We start from the raw sequence: 16,596 nt of genomic DNA on the forward strand, positions 1-16,596 counted from the left end.
CTCGCCGAACGTGTACTCACGGCGAGAAATCAGCAGAAATCTCGCCCTGGTTACACGTTCGGCGCGGAACGCGGAAGCTCGCGAGTCACTTGAGCTCGGATGAAGACAGCCCCAGCAGGCGGCGGGCGACCACCAGCTGCTGAATCTGTTGAGTGCCTTCGAAAATGTCCAGGATCTTCGAGTCGCGCGCCCACTTCTCCAGCAGCAACTGCTCGGAATAGCCTGCTGTGCCTGCCAATTCGACGGACTTGAGCGTGACGTCGGTGACCATCCGGCCGGCCTTGGCCTTGCTCATCGAAGCCTCTTTGGAGTTCGGGATCTTGTTGTCGGCCTGCCACGCCGCCCGCAGGGACAGCAGGTAGGCGGCCTCCCAATCGGCTTCCATGCGGATGAACTCCGCCGCGGCGGCGCTCTGGGTGTGTGAAGGCTTGTCGTAGGAGATCTCCACGCCGGCCTCGGTGAGGATCTTGCGGATCTCCTCCAGGGCGGCGCGGCCGACACCGACGGCCATGGCGGCAACGATGGGCCGGGTGTTGTCGAAGGTCTCCATCACTCCGGAAAAGCCCTTGCCCACCTCGATTTCGGGGTTGCCGAGCAGGTTTTCCTTGGGAATGCGGGCATTGTCGAACCGGATGACCGCGGTGTCGGAACCCTTGATGCCGAGCTTGTGCTCGAGCCGTTCGACCGTGACACCCGGGTGCTCGCGCGGCACGACGAACGACTTGATCGCCGCGCGGCCCGCCGCCTTGTCCAGCGTCGCCCACACCACGATGTGGGTGGCGCGCGATCCGGCGGTGACGAAGATCTTCTCGCCGTTGATCACGTACTCGTCGCCGTCCAGGGTGGCGGTCGTGGACACCGCCGCCGAGTCCGATCCGAAGCCCGGTTCGGTGATGGCCATCGCCGCCCACACCTTGCCCAGGCGTTGCAGCTGTTCCTCGTTAGCGACGGCGGAGATGGCCGCGTTGCCCAGTCCCTGATAGGGGACCGACAACATCATCGCCAGGTCGCCCCAGCTGGCCTCCAGCGTTTGCAGCAGCGCGGCCATGTTGGCGCCGTTGTGGTTTTTGTCCCGCTCTTCGTCCTCGCCGCCCAGCGCGTTCGCTCCGGCGAATTCGATTGACTCCGAGGCGCCTTCGAAGAGGCTGAATAGCGTGTCCAGCTCGACCGGGTAGGCGTGCTCCTTGAGGTCGTACTTGCGGGCGATCGGGCGCATCAACTCCGCGGCGCCCTGGTGCGTCTTCGTCGTCACCGCCTGCATCTTGCGGGGAAGTTCCAGATTGATTGCCATGATTGAACTTTCAGCTCGAATTGAATAACGACTCAGATGACGACGACACCCTCGGCAACGCCGATGGCCCGCAGGTCCCGGTACCAGCGTTCGACCGGGTGCTCTTTGGTGTAGCCGTGGCCGCCGAGCAGCTGAACGCCGTCGAGGCCGATCTGCATGCCCTTGTCGGCGCCGAGCCGCTTGGCCAGCGCCGCCTCGCGGACGAACGGCAGACCTTGCTCGGCACGCGCGGCGCCGCGCCAGGTGATCAGCCGCAGCCCGTCCAATTCGATGGCGATGTTGGCGCACATGAAGGCGACCGCCTGGCGGTGGGCGATCGGCTCACCGAAGGCCTCGCGTTCCTTCACGTACGGGACGACGTAGTCGAGCACCGCGTGCGAGGTGCCGACGGTAAGTGCGGCCCAGCCCAGTCGGGCCAGCGCGATCGCCTCGGAGTAATCCTCGTCGGTCGCCTCGTCCTCACCGAGCCGCGCGCTCAGCGGCACCGTCACCCCGGAGAGTTCGACCTGGCCCAGGGCAGCCGCACGAATCCCCATGCTCGGATCCGCCTTCACGGTAAGGCCTTTCGTCGACGACTCGACGATGAACAAGGCCGGTTTGCCGTCCAGCTGCGCGCCGACGATGAAGAGCTCGGCATCGGCAGCGGCCGGGACCAACGACTTCACCCCGTCCAGGCGGTAGCCGCTCGGTGTGCGCACCGCGGTGGTCTTCAGCCGGGTGGGGTCGAAGAGCGGTTGCGGCTCGGCGATGGCCACGCACGCCTGGGGCACGTTCTCACCGGCGAACTCGGGAAGGTACGTGGCCTGCTGGTCGGCGCTGCCCCAATGGGTCAGCGCCGAGGCCACGCCGCCCGGGGCCAGCAGCGGTAACGCCAGACCCATGTCGCCGTAGGCCAGCGCCTCGGCGACCAGCACATTGGTCACGCTGGACCGGTGTGCGGCGATGCCGTCGAAATCCTCGGGGATGTTGATCGCCGTGATGCCCAGCTCGGCGGCCTTGGCGATCAGCTCGTGCGGGTAGGTGATCGCTTCGTCTGCGTCGTGCGCGGCGGGCCGCAGCACTTCCTCGGCGAACTCGTCGACAGTTTCGACGATCATCTTCTGCTCGTCGTCAGGCGTCAGGTCGAAGTAGTCCTTGCCGCTGGACTTGAGCCGGGTTGGTCCGCCGCGCAGGTTCTGGATGCGCTTGAACTCCCGAGACGAGGTGGCGGCGGTGGAGAAGACAGTCTTCGTCCCGTAGCGCAGCGCGCGGTTCAGCGGGTCACGCAGCTGATATTTGTCCAGGAACTCCTGACCGACGAGCGGGGTGATCAGCGCGATCGCGATGTCGACGCCAGTGCGTTTGTGCGTTTGCAGGCCGACAGCGGACTTATGGTCGCGCCGTTTGGCGCGGGAGCGGGTGGATGTCTGTTTGGAACCGGAACCGGTCATTTTCAGCAGCCTCAGGTCGTTGGGCGTTGCGGATACCGCCGATCTTACTCCGGAGTAAGATCGGAGAGAACACTTGTTAACTAATTCACAGCGAGGCTGTCGAGCACCTGCTGCTGCAGCAGGCCGTTGGTGGCCACGGCGCTGCCGTGATGCGGTCCCGCGGTGCCGTCCAGGGCCGTCAGCGTCCCGCCCGCCTCGCGCACCAGGATGTCGAGCGCAGCGAGATCCCACACCGACACCTCCGGTTCTGCGGCGATGTCGACCGCGCCTTCCGCGAGCAGGCAATAGGACAGAAAGTCACCGAAGGCGCGCACCCTCCAGACGGTGTCGGTCAGCGCGATGAATCGATCCCGAACGCCCAGCTGGGCCCACCCGGACAGGCTGGAGAACGAGAGACTCGCCGAATTCAGTTGTGCCACTGAGGAAACCGAGAGCCGGCGCGGAGGAGCATCGTTGACCGCGACGAAAGCGCCCCGGGCGTGCGCGGCCCACCACCGCCGCTGCAATGCCGGGGCGCTCACGGCGCCGACGACGGGAACACCGTCTTGGAGCAATGCGATCAAAGTGGCCCACACCGGCACCCCGCGGACAAAATTCTTGGTGCCATCGATCGGGTCGATGATCCACTGACGGCCGGTGAAGGTGGTGTCCCCGCCGAACTCCTCGCCGACGATGCTGTCGTCCGGCCGTTCGCGCCCGAGCTCCTCGCGCAGCTCGGTCTCCACTGCGCGGTCGGCGTCCGTCACCGGCGTCAGGTCGGGTTTGGTGTCGACGCGCAGGTCCAGCGCGCCGAATCGCGCCGAAGTCAACGTATCTGCGCGGTCGGCCAGCGTCAGTGCCAGCGCCAGGTCGTCCTGGCTTATCTGCACCGCTCCTCCTCATCGCTTCGTTCTGCATCGTCGTCGGTGCGGCTCATGACGCAGTCTTATCACGGCCCTACCATGGCCCCGTGTGGGAATTCGGACTGTTGCTCTTGCTGATGGCCGTGCTGGCCGTGTTTCTCGTTCAGCGGTTCGTCCCACGCGGCCCGCGGGGCGAGGTGCTGAGCGGCACGTTGCTGGTGACCGGCATAAGCCCCCGCCCCGACGCCACCGGCGAGCAGTTCGTCACCATCGCCGGCGTGATCAATGGGCCCACCGTCAACGAGCACGCCGTGTATCAACGCCTGGCCGTCGACGTGAATCAATGGCCGACCATCGGCCAGCTGTTCCCGGTGGTGTATTCGCCGAAGAATCCGGACAACTGGCGATTCGCTCCCGCGGAACCGCCTGCCGCGCCCGGGCCGCCCGCGCCACCCGAATCGCCGCAGCCGCCCGCCCGTTAGCGGTCAGCCGGCCGCGGGCGGGCGAGTCGTCACCATGATCCGCCTGCCGTAGCGGGGGACCACAAGCGTCGCCCGCCTGGCGGTCCCTCCCGGTACCCCGGGTATGCCGGGCGTCCCGGACCCAGATCGGGCCGCCGCTTCGGTCGTCGCCAGGCCGGACACGCCGTTGCCCGGCGATGCCGCGACGGGGTTGCCGGTCGCGGCGGCCCAGCCGGCGGGCACCGACATCGAGCCGATCCGTCCGGCACGGGCGAGCACCGCGCTGACGTTGCCAACCCCCGACGGGGCGCCGCTGAGCGCAGGCGCCTTGGGAAGCGCGGACGGGACCGCCGCGACGTTCGGCAAGATGCCCAAGTTCTTGTCGGCCTGGATGATTCCGGCAGCGGTCCCCTCCGAAGTGAAAAGGGATCTGAACGCCGTTGAGGTCCCCTGGATGGTGTCAAAGATCCGGAACAGTTGGTCTTGCCTCGAGAGAACAATTCCCCCAGGCGATCCCGACGTCGCGCTCGAGCCCGAGGCGTTGGCGGTGGCTCGAGCGACGGCGTCTCGCTGAGCCCTTTCCCCATCCAGAGTGGTGGTTTGGCGCGGGGCGACGAACGGCGAAACTTGGGCCGCCGCGGCTGAACTGGCGGAATAGCCGTACATCGCAGCGGCGTCCTGAGCCCAGTATTCGGCGTACTGGGCTTCGGTGGCCGCGATGGCCGCGGTGTTCTGGCCGAAGAAGTTCGTTGCGACCAGCGTCGCCAGTTGGGTGCGGTTGGCCGCGACCGCGGACGGGGGCACGGTTATGGCGAAAGCGAGCTCGTAGGCCGCCGCCGCCATCCGCGCCTGCATGGCCGTCTGTTGTGCACGTTCGGCGGTCGCATGCAGCCACGCCACATAGGGGGCGGCGCCGGCCGCCATCGCGTGGGCTGCGGGTCCCTGCCAGGACAAGCCGGTCAGGCCGGACAGCACCGATTCGTATACCGCGGCGGTGGTGCCCAACTCGGCCGAGATCGAGTCCCAACTTGTCGCGGCGGCCAGCAGCGGGCCCGACCCTGGGCCTGCGTACATCCGGCCCTAGTTCACCTCTGGCGGAAGAAAGCCGAAATCCATTGTCCTACAGCTTCATGGGCTGCGTGTAGCGAAGCTGCCGGCGACGAAGGGTCAGTCCTGTGGCCGACGGCAGTTGGTGGGCTGGTGGCACGTCACCCGGCGGCTGGCGGGCGTGGCATCACCGTGAGCCGCACGCCGTAGCGGGGTGGGGCACCCGCCCCGGCCGATCGGGCGGCGCCGCCGCCTGGCATGCCGGGGTAACCGGGATACCCGGAAGCCATCGGCTCTTCGGTCCCCGGCAACGTGGTGAAGCCGGCGGGTTCCAGCGGCGAGATATGGGTGCTCGTGGGTGCGGACCAACTCGCGGGCACCGACATCGGCCCGATTCTGCCGGCGTGCGAGAGAGCCGCGGTGACATTGCCCAGGCCACCGCCGAGTCCCGACGTGGCGCCGCGGAGCGCGGGCGCTGCGAGCGCGGGAGCGAGATTGGCCGCGGCCGCGCCGGGCTTGGCGAGAATGCCCAAATTGTTCTCAGCCCCGATGATGCCGGACACGAATTGCTCCATGTTGTACGGAGCGCTGAAACCCAGGCCCGTTCCCTGAATGGCGTCAAGGACCGCAAAAGCGGGCCGCCCGCCCCCGGCCGCTCCCAGATTCGGCGCCGCTTGCACCTGCGGCTGCTGGGGAGAAACCGGTGAAAACGCTTGTGTGGCAGCCTTAGTCGCGCCAGAGTTGGCGTTGGCCGTGGCCACGGCGGCGTTCTGCGCGCCCACCCCGGACTCGTTGATGGACTTGTGCGCGGTCGCGAACCGGGGCAACTGGGTCGTCGCCGACGTCGACGCCACGGAGTAGCCGGCCATGGCAGCCGCGTCCCGAGCCCAGAAGTCGGCGTACTGCGCCTCGGTGTCCGCGATGGCGGCGGTGTTCTGACCCACGATGTTCGTCGCCACCAGCGCTGCCAACAGCGTGCGGTTGGCGGCGATCAGCGGCGGGGGCACCGTCATCGCATACGCCTGCTCGTAGGCCGCCGCGGCCGTCCGCGCCTGCATGGCTGTCTGTTTCGTCTGCTCGGCGGTCGCTTGCAGCCAGCCCACGTACCGGGCGGCCGAGTACGCCATCGACTCGGAGGCGGGGCCGCGCCACTGTAGGTCTAGGCCCGCGAGCACGGATTGGTACGCCTCGGCGGTGGAGGCCAGTTCGGCCGACAGCGCATCCCAGCTTCCGGCCGCGGCCAGTAGCGAGGCCAATCCGGGGCCGGTATACATTCGGGCCGAATTGATTTCGGGTGGAAGAAAAGTCCACTCCATGTGTGATACATCCCCTCGAAGTGTGGATTTCGGGCAAACGCCACCGACGCCGGCGCCAGCCGCATCGGCGTGTCTGGAAGATATTTGGGCCGCCCGCTGATTCGCATGTGCGCCTGCGGCGCACGGCTCACCCCGCGTCAGGTGAGACGGCAGCCCAGCGCGATCGCACCACGCCCGCTGGGCGGGCAGCGTGGCACTTATCGGGTCGGGGGAGCGTGCGCGCAGGGCATTGCGAAGACTTTCGTTTTTTGGGCCCTTCAAAAGTCGCAAATGCGGCCGATGCCGGCGGGGTTTTGCTTATTTCACGAAGCGGGCTAGGTAAAATTCATCTTTTGTTAACCTTTTGTTAACCTCAGTCCAGAACCCGTCTCGCACCGGTCGTACAGCGAAAGCGGTTGCCATGCTTGGCGTTCCGGCGCCGTCGGCCAGGCGTCTGAACAGATGCTCTCGTGATCACCCGCGATGGTTGAGGTTGTCGACCACGCCCTGCAGCATCTCGGGATGCCGCAGGAACGGGGTGATGATGTCGACGGGCAGCGGGAAGACGACGGTCGAGTTTTGATCCGCCCCCAGCTCCAGCAGCGTCTGCAGGTAACGCAACTGCAGCGATGCCGGGCTCTTCGACAGGGTCTCCGCGGCTTCGCGCAGCTCCTCGGATGCCTGCAGCTCGCCACGGGCGTTGATGACCTTCGCGCGGCGTTCGCGCTCGGCTTCGGCCTCGCGGGCCATCGCCCGCTGCATCGACTCGGGGATCTCGACGTCCTTGATCTCCACGACGCGCACCTGGATGCCCCAGGGCTCGGTCTGTTTCTCGATGATCGTGCGCAGATCGCTGTTGAGATCCTCCCGGTGGGCCAGCAGCGTGTCCAAGTCAGCCCGGCCGAGCAGCGAACGCAGTGTCGTCTGAGCGATCTGCGACGTCGCCACCGCGTAGTTTTCCACTGCCAGAATCGCTTTCAGGGGTTCCATCACCTGGAACATCACGACGGCGTTGACGCGCGCGGGCACGTTGTCCCGGGTGATCACCTCTTGCGGCGGTATGGTCAGCGTCACCAGGCGCTGGTCGACCCGGATCATCTTGTCCACCAGCGGAATCAGGAACCGCAAGCCGGGGCCATACAGTGGGCGCGCGTGTCCCATCCGGAAAACGACTCCGCGTTCGTACTCACGCAGCACTGCCAGCGACCACGTCGCCAACACGGCAAGCAAAACTATGCCGGCGACGATCAGGCCGACGATGGGGGCAGTCATGTCGTGTTGTCCTCCTTGCTTTTCCAGCCGCCCCACCGAGTGGAGTACCGGTCGATTGCGGCGGCCACCTGGTCTTCGATCGCGGTGCGGTGCGGCAGGTGTTCGGGCGCGTTGGACGGGGTGTTCCAGAGGTGGCGGGCGAGCGGCGCTCCGAGCAGCGCGACCACCAGCACGCTTGCCGTGAGGACCAGCATGTCGGAGGCCGAGTGGTTGGCTACCAACGTCGCCAGCGGCAACACGATCCCCAGTCCGGCCACGGCGCAGGCGATTCCGCGGTGAAACCGTCCGGCGTCCGAATGTGGCCAGGGATCGACCTCGCGGCTTATCTCACGACCGTGCTTGGAGGTGGTGCAGTCGGATTTGACGGGACAGCTGTTACAGACCACCGGCAGTGCGCGATACCGCATGACCCGATGCTTCGGGTCGAAGGAGGTCGGCCACAACCAATGATTCTGCGGGCATACCCATGCATCATGGTCGGGCCGGTAGGTGAATCGGCCTGTGCGCCAGCGGGCTGCGTGCGCCGAAGCCCGTCGGGCCATTGCGTCGAAACTCCAGCCGACGGCCAGCAAGGCGAGTGAATACCCGGCGATCATCCACACCGAGGTCGTCGGCGCGGTCACCGGTCAATCCCTCGCCGGCACCGCGGCACCGGTTTCCGGCTCGGTCGGAGCCTGCGAGTACAGCGGGTTTTCCGGCAATTCGTCGACAGTCGTACCCGACCGGAAATTGCGCAGCGCGGTCCAGGCGATCCAGACAAACGGCACCACGCCGCCGACGATGAGGATGACGTCGCCCGGTAGCCGGAGCCACTCCAGTACGGCGTTGCCGGGCTTCGTGATGTAGCCGAGCGAGCGCGCCTCGAAGTAGCCGTCGTTGACCGAGTGGAAGAGTTGCAGCACCCCCAGCGGCAGCAAGGTGGCGAATACCATCCACGCCAGGCCGATGTTCATGCACCAGAACGAGATTCGTGCCAGCTTCTCGGGCCACTTGTCGGGTGGGATCACGTAGCGGAAGGCGAACATGGCCAGGCCGACTGCGAGCATGCCGTAAACGCCCATCATCGCCGCGTGCGCGTGGTTGGCCGTCAACGCGGTGCCGATCTGGTAGTAGGACACCACCGGCAGGTTGATCAGGAATCCAAAAATGCCTGCCCCCAAGAAGTTCCAGAATCCCACCGCGACCAGGAACATGACCGCCCAGCGGTGTGGGAACGGATTGGCGTCGCCGGTCTGTTGGCGCGCACCGAGTTGCAGGAAGGCCCACGCCTCTACGGTCAGGAAGGTCAGCGGAATGACTTCGGCCGCCGAGAAGAACGCGCCCAGCGCCATGTGCTCCACCGGTGTCCCAGAGAAGTACAGGTGATGCATGGTGCCGATGACACCGCCAGCGGAGTACAGGATGACGTCGAGGAAGATCACGCCCAGCGCGATCCGCTCCCTTACCACGCCGAGCAGCACGAACATGTAGGCCACCATCACGGTGGTGAACAGCTCGAGGAAGTCCTCGACCCACAGGTGCACGACCCAGAACCGCCAGAAGTCGGCGACGGTGTAGTGGGTGTCGCTGCCGGCCAGCAGGCCCACCGCGTAGAAGCCCGGGATGGCCAGGCCGGAGAAGAAGAACAGCCAGGGCATGTTCATCTTCGACTCACCCTTGAGCCTGCTGCGGATGCCGCGCCAGATGATGGCAATCCACAGGAACATGCCGATGATGAGCAGGATCTGCCACAGGCGCGGCAGGTCAAGGTACTCCCACTGCTGGGAGAACAGCCCGCCCGCGGGGATCACGCCGTAGATGGACAGTGCCTCGCACGTCAGCGACCCGAACACCACCACGGCGACCGCACCCAAAAGCACGTACGCCAATAACGCTTGGCGTTTGGGCTCGCGACGGGCGATGAACGGCACCAAGAAGATGCCACCGGCCAGGAAGGCCGCTGCCGTCCAGAACAGCGACAGTTGCAGGTGCCAGGTGCGGGCCAGGTTGTAAGGCAGCACGCGGGCCAAATCCAGCCCGAAGAAGTTGGACAGATCGGCCCGGTAATGCTCGGCCGCGGCCCCCAGCAGCGTTTGGGCCAGGAACAGCACCGACACGATCGCGAAGAACCAGATGCAGGCGCGCTGCGCCGGCGTCAGGCTCACCTCACCGGGCTGGCGGAAGGACAGGGTGGACGACTCGGCGCTGTGCCAGCCGACCTTCTGGCTCCAGCGGCCATAGACCGCGAACATGATCCCGATGCCACCCAGCAACGCGATCAGCGATAGCGCCGACCAGACGATCACCGCGGCGGTGGGACCGTTGTCGACGCGCGGTTCGGCCGGCCAATTGTTGGTGTAGGTGTACTTGTGGCCGGGACGTTCGGCCGCCGCGGCCCAGGCCGTCCAGGCGAAGAACGCGGTAAGGTCGCGGATCTGCGCCTGATCGGTGATCATGTGGGGCAGCAGCCCGTACTTGGTTGAGTTCTCGCCGAAGTAAGCGGCGTACTGGCTCTGGATGTGGTCGAACGCCACGACTTGGCGATCGGTGAACACCAACGTCTTGGAGTCGGGGTTATAGCGGTTGGTGCGGAATTCGGTGACCACGCGCTCGTGTGAATCGGTGACGCCCTGCGCGCGGAGTTGACTGGCCACGTCGTCGGTTGCCGTGCGCAGGTATTGGGCCGTGTAGTCCGGCCCCAGATACGCGCCGTGGCCGAGTACCGACCCGTATTCCATCAGTCCGCGCGCCTGGTAGAGCTCTTGGCCCTTGGTGATGTCGTTGCCGGTGAACAGGACCTGCCCCGATTCGGTGACCACCTTGTCCGGCATCGGCATTGACGCCGTGTAGGTCCGGTACGCCAGAATCCCCATCACCAGAAAACCGAATATCATCACCAGGGCGACGCCCTGGAGCCAGCCTTTCCCGATCAGCGGTTGCGACGATGGGGACCTCGGCGACGACGAAATCTGTTGAGCAGTCATCCGAGATCTCCTGTCCAGGCGATGGGCGGTACCGCCGGGCGTCTAGCGAGACGCCACTTAAACATCAATTGGTCTTGTGCCGCGGTGGCAATTGTAGGGTCCACCATTTCGGGTTCAAAGGGTGTTTTCGTAGGGACCAAAGTCCCCGATCCGGGGACCAATGCCTCTGGGGAAGGGGGGCCGCCGGCCAATACCGTGTCAGGTAAAGCGACGAACAGTTGCCCCGCTCAAGCAGAGGAGAAGGCGATGAGCAGCATTCAGTCAGCCCCGGCCGTCGTCGTCGGTGTCGACGGATCAAGGGCGGCAATACATGCGGCGTTGTGGGCCGTCGACGAGGCGATCAGCCGAGACATCCCGCTGCGTTTGGTCTACGTCATCGACGCGCTTCACGCGTCCGGTACTTCCGAAAGCCTGCACAGCATCGCCCGCAACGCTCTGTATGACGCCTATCGGGCCGTCGATGCCACCGGGAAACAGGTCAAGATCGAATCCGAGGTGCTGTGGGGCCGCCCGCTCACCAAGCTGATGCAGGAGTCCAGGTCGGCGGCGATGATCTGCGTCGGTTCGATCGGGCTCAACCACGCCTGCCGCACCGGGGGTACCGTCGCGGCCGTTCTGGCCGGATCGGCCCTATGCCCGGTCGCGGTGATTCACCGGGCCCCGGGCGGCCCGGCGAGCCTCCGGATCACCGGGGTCGCCGCAAAAGTGGACAATGGCATGGTGCTGCGACATGCGTTCGAGGAGGCGAGGCTGCGGTCTGTTCCCCTGCACGTCATCGCCGCGCACGCCGCCGAGGCACCCGATGACCTCGACGACGGGAATCGTTTGGCGCAAAGGCAACTGGATCGCCGGTTGGCCCGTTGGACGCCGCTGTACCCGGACGTCCGGGCCGAGTCGACCGTCATCCGCGAAAGCGTCTCCCGCTATCTGACCGGTAAGGCGGACCGCGGTCTCTTGTTTGTCACCGACTCGCATACCGCCGACGAGGTGTGCGGTGCCTACAGCGCGGGTTGCTCGGTGCTGACGGTGCGGTGCGGCAACTTGTAAGGGAGTGGGCTTGGTAAAGATCTTCCTGGTCGACGATCACGAGGTGGTGCGGCGTGGGCTGATTGATCTGCTCGGCGCCGATTCCGAACTTGAGGTTGTCGGTGAAGCGGGCTCGGTCGCCGAGGCGATGGCCCGTATTCCGGCGGCGTGCCCGGACGTGGCGGTGCTCGACGTTCGGTTGCCCGACGGCAACGGCATCGAGTTGTGCCGAGATCTATTGTCGCGCATGCCGGATCTGCGCTGCTTGATCCTGACGTCGTACACGTCCGACGAGGCGATGCTGGACGCGATCCTGGCCGGCGCCAGCGGATATGTCGTCAAGGACATCAAGGGAATGGAATTGGCGCGCGCGGTCAAAGATGTCGGCGCGGGCCGATCCCTGCTCGACAATCGCGCCGCGGCCGCGCTGATGGCGAAACTGCGCGGGGCCACCGAGAAGCACGACCCGTTGTCCGTGCTCACCGAGCAGGAACGGACGCTGCTGGGCCTGCTCAGCGAGGGCTTGACCAACAAGCAGATCGCCGACCGGATGTTTCTTGCCGAAAAGACGGTAAAAAACTACGTGTCTCGGTTGCTGGCCAAGCTGGGCATGGAGCGCCGCACCCAAGCCGCGGTATTCGCAACCGAATTGAAGCGCTCGCACCCAGCCGGTGGATGACGTGGCGGGCGTGGCAGAACAAGGTGGCCAAGGGATGCGGCCGCTGCGCGACACGCTATCCCAGCTACGCCTTCGTGAGCTCTTGATCGAAGTCCAGGATCGCGTCGGACAGATCGTCGAAGGCCGTGACCGTCTCGACGGTCTGCTGGAAGCCATGCTGGTGGTCACCTCCGGGCTCGAGCTCGACGCCACGCTGCGTTCGATCGTGCAATCGGCGACCAATCTGGTCGACGCCCGCTACGGTGCCCTGGAAGTCCACGGCCGGGACAACCGGGTGCTGCATTTCGTTTACGAGGGCATCGACGAGGACACCGTGCGGCGCATCGACCACCTGCCCCAAGGGCTGGGCATCATTGGCCTGCTCATTGATGAACCCAAACCGCTACGGCTGGAAGATATTTCACGCCACCCCGCCTCGGTCGGTTTTCCGCCGCACCACCCGCCGATGCGGACTTTTCTGGGCGTGCCGGTCCGCATGCGCGACGACGCGTTGGGCACCCTCTACCTGACCGACAAGACCACCGGGCAACCGTTCAGTGACGACGACGAGGTGCTGGTCCAGGCACTGGCCGCGGCCGCGGGCATCGCCATCGCCAATGCCCGGCTCTACCAGCAGGCCAAGGCCCGGCAGAACTGGATCGAGGCCACCCGTGACATCGCCACCGAGTTGCTTTCGGGCACCGAACCCACGACCGTGTTCCGCCTGGTGGCCGAGGAGGCGCTGAAGCTGACCGGGGCAGATGGGGCGCTGGTGGCCATTCCAGTCGACGAGAAGACGTCGGCGGCGGATGTGCTGGAACTGCTGGTCATCGAAACAGTCGGCGACGCTGGGGGTTTCGCTGTCGAGCGAACCATTCCGGTCGCGGGCAGCGCGCTGGGAGAGGTGTTCGTCAACGGCACTCCTCGCCGCGTCGACCGTATCGATTTGGACGGCCGGGAAAAGAGGGGGCCGGCGCTGGTGCTGCCGTTGCGGGCCGCCGAGGCCGTCGCCGGTGTCGTGGTCGTGCTGCGCTGGGACGGCTCGTTCAGCGACGAGCAATTCGAGATGATGGCCGCGTTCGCCGATCAGGCCGCGCTGGCCTGGCAGCTGGCCACCTCGCAGCGCCGGATGCGTGAACTCGACGTGCTCGCCGACCGCGACCGCATCGCGCGCGACCTCCATGATCATGTAATCCAGCGGCTCTTCGCCGTCGGCCTCTCGTTGCAGGGCACGGCTCCCCGGACCCGCGAACCCGAAGTGCAACAAAGGCTTTCGGAGGCAGCGGATGATCTGCAGGCCGTCATTCAGGAGATCCGGACCACCATCTTCGACCTGCATGGCGCCTCTCAAGGAATCACCCGGCTGCGGCAACGCATCGATGAGGTGGTGGCGCAATTCGCCGGTTCGGGATTGCGCAGCACCGTGCAATACTTCGGTCCTCTGTCGGTGGTCGACACGACGTTGGCCGACCACGCGGAGGCCGTGGTCCGTGAAGCGGTGAGCAACGCCGCGCGCCACGCGCAGGCCACCACGCTAAGCGTTCGGGTCAAGGTCGACGACGATTTGTGCATTGAGGTCAGCGACAACGGCCGGGGGATGCCCGACGAATTAACCGGTAGCGGGCTGACGAATCTGGCCCGGCGCGCCGAGCAGGCTGGCGGTGAGTTCACCGCCGAAAGCCTCCCCGCCTCCGGTGGAACCCGGCTGCGCTGGTCAGCCCCGCTGGTCCAGTAGCTGTTCGGACCACTCGATGACGCAGGAAAGTTGCCGCCGCGGAGTCGCCGGCAACGGATCGGCATTGATCGGGGCCCAGCCCACGCGCAACAGGATCTGCGGGTAGCCGCTGGCGCCGAAGACGTCGGCGCGGACAGCCTCGCGGGTTTCCCGGATCTCCAGCGGCTCGGTGATCGGGCAGCAGGCCAGCCCCATCGCCGTCGCGGTCAGCAGCACGACGCTGGTGGCCTCGCCGCCGCGCAACCGGGCCAGGCGGTCGTCGGTCTCGGTGCCCAGCGCCAACAGCACGGCATTGTCGTCGGCGGCCGAGGCCCCGGACGGCTGTGCCAGTCCGGGCCCGGCGAACACCCGGGCGGGGATTGGTGCAGCGGGTTCTGCGCGCGGTGTGTTGCGGGCCGGAACCCCGGCCACCGAACCGTACCGGCCGCTCCACATGGTGAGCTCACGCAGGTAGTCACCGTCGGCCATGTGGTTCGACATCGCTTGGGCCACAATGGTCCTCATTCGCTCCAGTGCGTCGATCTGGCGAAGCATCACCCCGCTCCGGGCCGCCCGTGCGGCCATCAGGGCGATGTCGCCGCCCGCCACCGGCAAACGGCTGTAGGTCCGCCGGTCGGTTCGCCGCCGCGGGATGGCGGCCACCAGTGCGATATCGGTTTGATCGGGAGTATGCGGGCAGACCTCGATGCTGGCCAGGTGCGCCGGGTTGTCGGGATCGGGCAGGCGATGCACCTTGGCTTGCCAGCCCATCGCCGCCAACGCGACGACGCAGTGGTGCAGCGCGATACCGCAGCTGAGGATCAGGTCACGCCCGTCCGGGTCGGTGCTGGGTAGCTGCATGTCCGGCTCCGAGTACAGGTCCAGGCTCGTTGCGCCCACCTGCCACCGCCATGGTTGCGTGTTGTAGATGGACGGCGCACGGGTGGCCAGGGTCAGCACCGTGCGCAGGGTCTCGGCGTCGGGGAACTGGCCGCTCATGACTGCTTCTCTGCTTCGACAAGCCGCACGGTCGATAACTGTGGTCATGCCATCAAGCATCCTGCGGTGACGACGGCCACGGCAGGGTAGGAAGCCCTGGCGGCGAAGGACTTTGGGCCCTGCCGCGCCCGTCGTCGGCGCGGGATAGTGGTACTGCGGGTTTCAGATAAGCCTTCGCTATACCTCAGAAAGGGCACCGATCATGAACCAGCTGACGACATTGGACGCAGGCTTTCTCAAGGCCGAAGACGCCGATCGGCGAGTCAGCCTGGCCATCGGGGGGCTCGCGGTCATCGAGGGTCCGGTGCCCGAGCAGGACGCGCTGTTGTCGGTATTTGCCGAGCGAATCCGCGCCTGCCCGCGCTTCGGCCAGCGGTTGCGGTTGCGCCCGTTCGACCTCGGCGCCCCGGAATGGGTGGACGATCCCGGCTTCGACATCGAGCGGCACGTACGGCGGGTGGCGCTGCCGCAGCCCGGCGACGACCGCGAGCTGCACCGGGTAATCGCCGATGTCATGGCGCGGCGTCTGGACCGGGATCGGCCGCTGTGGGAACTCTGGGTCATCGAGGGGCTCAGCGGCAATCGGTGGGCGATGCTGACCAAGGTCCACCACTGCATGGCCGATGGGATCGCGGCCACCCACATGCTGGCCGGGCTGTGCGATGACGGGATCAGCGACAGCTATGCGCACCAGATCCGGGCCGCCCGGCAGCTCAAGAAGGCCCCGCCGACCCCCTTCGGCGTGTTGGGTCTGCTGTGGAAGGCGCCGGCCTTCGTCACGGACGTCACGGCGGGCGTCGTGCGCGCGGCCCAGGGCGCCGGCGAAATGGCCGCCGGCCTACTGAGCCCGGCCCCGTCGCCGCTGACCGGGCCGCTGAGCAACCTGCGTCGCTATAGTGGGGCCCGTGTGCCGCTGGCCGACATCGAGCAGGTCTGCCAAACGTTCGACGTGACGATCAATGATGTTGCGCTGGCGGCGATTACCGAGAGTTACCGCAATGTCCTGGTCGAGCGCGGCGAGCGGCCGCTGCCGGATTCACTGCGGACATTGGTGCCGGTGTCCATACGGTCAGCCGATGCCTTCGGCGAGACCGATAACCGGGTCTCGGCGATGCTGCCCAACCTGCCGGTCGACGAGGAGAACCCGGTGCAACGACTGCGCACGGTGCACGCCCGGCTGGACCGGACCAAGGCCAGCGGCCAGCGCGAGGCCGGAAATGTGTTCATGTCGCTGGCTAATCGTGTTCCATTCGCCTTGACCGCCTGGGCCGCCGGCTTGGTGATGCGCTTGCCGCAGCGCGGGGTGGTAACCGTGGCGACCAACGTGCCGGGACCGCGACGTCCGTTGCGGTTGCTGGGCAGGCGGGTGCTCGGCGTGTTTCCGGTGCCGCCGCTGGCGATGCACCTGCGGACCGGGGTTGCGATGCTCAGCTACGCCGACGACCTGTTCTTCGGGGTTCTCGCCGATTACGACGTAGCGGCCGACGCCGATCAACTGGCCTGCGGAATCGAAGCCGCAGTGGCGCGCCTGGTGGCGATCAGCAAGCGGCGCAACGAGTCTCGCTCCCGCGGCCGACAACTATCACTGGTGGTGTGAG

At 66.5% G+C, this 16,596-nt stretch carries 14 protein-coding genes; 5 read left to right on the top strand and 9 right to left on the bottom strand.

All coding sequences use genetic code 11. The features are described 5' to 3' along the window. Positions 1 to 85: 85 nt before the first annotated feature. The 3 genes from AC5Y30_RS17095 to hisN form a co-directional block, all read right to left on the bottom strand. Complete coding sequence (locus AC5Y30_RS17095) at positions 86 to 1,291, bottom strand: acyl-CoA dehydrogenase family protein (protein ID WP_499919870.1); 1,206 nt, start codon at positions 1,289 to 1,291, stop codon at positions 86 to 88. 32 nt (positions 1,292 to 1,323) lie between these two features. Continuing rightward, positions 1,324 to 2,721: an acyl-CoA dehydrogenase family protein gene (locus tag AC5Y30_RS17100; RefSeq protein ID WP_499919871.1), complete on the bottom strand. Its 1,398-nt coding sequence runs from the start codon at positions 2,719 to 2,721 to the stop codon at positions 1,324 to 1,326. 80 nt (positions 2,722 to 2,801) lie between these two features. Then, positions 2,802 to 3,584, bottom strand: a complete 783-nt coding sequence (hisN, locus tag AC5Y30_RS17105; protein WP_499920201.1) for a histidinol-phosphatase — start codon at positions 3,582 to 3,584, stop codon at positions 2,802 to 2,804. Between the two features lie 116 nt (positions 3,585 to 3,700). Between hisN and AC5Y30_RS17110 the strand changes: the two genes are divergently transcribed. Next, the gene (locus AC5Y30_RS17110; RefSeq protein WP_499920202.1) at positions 3,701 to 4,045 is read left to right on the top strand and encodes a hypothetical protein; all 345 of its coding nucleotides are present in this window, start codon (positions 3,701 to 3,703) and stop codon (positions 4,043 to 4,045) included. Between the two features lie 3 nt (positions 4,046 to 4,048). Here the strand turns inward: AC5Y30_RS17110 and AC5Y30_RS17115 are convergent, their stop codons facing one another. From AC5Y30_RS17115 to AC5Y30_RS17135, 5 genes are all read right to left on the bottom strand, one after another. Continuing rightward, positions 4,049 to 5,098, bottom strand: a complete 1,050-nt coding sequence (locus AC5Y30_RS17115) for a PPE family protein (RefSeq protein ID WP_499919872.1) — start codon at positions 5,096 to 5,098, stop codon at positions 4,049 to 4,051. 134 nt (positions 5,099 to 5,232) lie between these two features. Beyond that, a complete protein-coding gene (locus AC5Y30_RS17120; RefSeq protein ID WP_499919873.1) occupies positions 5,233 to 6,387 on the bottom strand; it encodes a PPE family protein in 1,155 nt (384 codons plus the stop codon). 453 nt (positions 6,388 to 6,840) lie between these two features. Further along, the gene (locus tag AC5Y30_RS17125; protein ID WP_499919874.1) at positions 6,841 to 7,638 is read right to left on the bottom strand and encodes a slipin family protein; all 798 of its coding nucleotides are present in this window, start codon (positions 7,636 to 7,638) and stop codon (positions 6,841 to 6,843) included. Beyond that, positions 7,635 to 8,261 carry a hypothetical protein gene (locus AC5Y30_RS17130; protein ID WP_499919875.1) on the bottom strand — a complete coding sequence of 209 codons (627 nt, stop codon included), beginning with the start codon at positions 8,259 to 8,261 and terminating at the stop codon, positions 7,635 to 7,637. The genes AC5Y30_RS17125 and AC5Y30_RS17130 overlap by 4 nt, the downstream gene beginning before the upstream one ends. A gap of 3 nt (positions 8,262 to 8,264) precedes the next feature. Next, positions 8,265 to 10,601 carry a nitric-oxide reductase large subunit gene (locus AC5Y30_RS17135; protein ID WP_499919876.1) on the bottom strand — a complete coding sequence of 779 codons (2,337 nt, stop codon included), beginning with the start codon at positions 10,599 to 10,601 and terminating at the stop codon, positions 8,265 to 8,267. Positions 10,602 to 10,847: 246 nt separating this feature from the next. Between AC5Y30_RS17135 and AC5Y30_RS17140 the strand changes: the two genes are divergently transcribed. From AC5Y30_RS17140 to AC5Y30_RS17150, 3 genes are read left to right on the top strand one after another with little or no spacing between them, the layout of a single operon-like run. Continuing rightward, a complete protein-coding gene (locus tag AC5Y30_RS17140; RefSeq protein ID WP_499919877.1) occupies positions 10,848 to 11,648 on the top strand; it encodes a universal stress protein in 801 nt (266 codons plus the stop codon). Positions 11,649 to 11,658: 10 nt separating this feature from the next. Then, positions 11,659 to 12,306: a hypoxia response regulator transcription factor DosR/DevR gene (dosR, locus tag AC5Y30_RS17145; RefSeq protein ID WP_499920203.1), complete on the top strand. Its 648-nt coding sequence runs from the start codon at positions 11,659 to 11,661 to the stop codon at positions 12,304 to 12,306. A gap of 34 nt (positions 12,307 to 12,340) precedes the next feature. Next, positions 12,341 to 14,020 carry a GAF domain-containing sensor histidine kinase gene (locus tag AC5Y30_RS17150; protein ID WP_499920204.1) on the top strand — a complete coding sequence of 560 codons (1,680 nt, stop codon included), beginning with the start codon at positions 12,341 to 12,343 and terminating at the stop codon, positions 14,018 to 14,020. On the opposite strand, the gene AC5Y30_RS17155 is transcribed toward AC5Y30_RS17150, so the two are convergent. After that, positions 14,000 to 14,998 (bottom strand): Acg family FMN-binding oxidoreductase, encoded by a 999-nt coding sequence (locus tag AC5Y30_RS17155; RefSeq protein WP_499919878.1) that lies wholly within the window; start codon positions 14,996 to 14,998, stop codon positions 14,000 to 14,002. The genes AC5Y30_RS17150 and AC5Y30_RS17155 overlap by 21 nt on opposite strands. A 202-nt stretch (positions 14,999 to 15,200) precedes the next feature. On the opposite strand from AC5Y30_RS17155, the gene AC5Y30_RS17160 reads away from it, so the two are divergent. Then, a complete protein-coding gene (locus AC5Y30_RS17160) occupies positions 15,201 to 16,595 on the top strand; it encodes a WS/DGAT/MGAT family O-acyltransferase (RefSeq protein ID WP_499919879.1) in 1,395 nt (464 codons plus the stop codon). Position 16,596: the final 1 nt, after the last annotated feature.

This window comes from Mycobacterium sp. NGS27 (assembly GCF_059813005.1).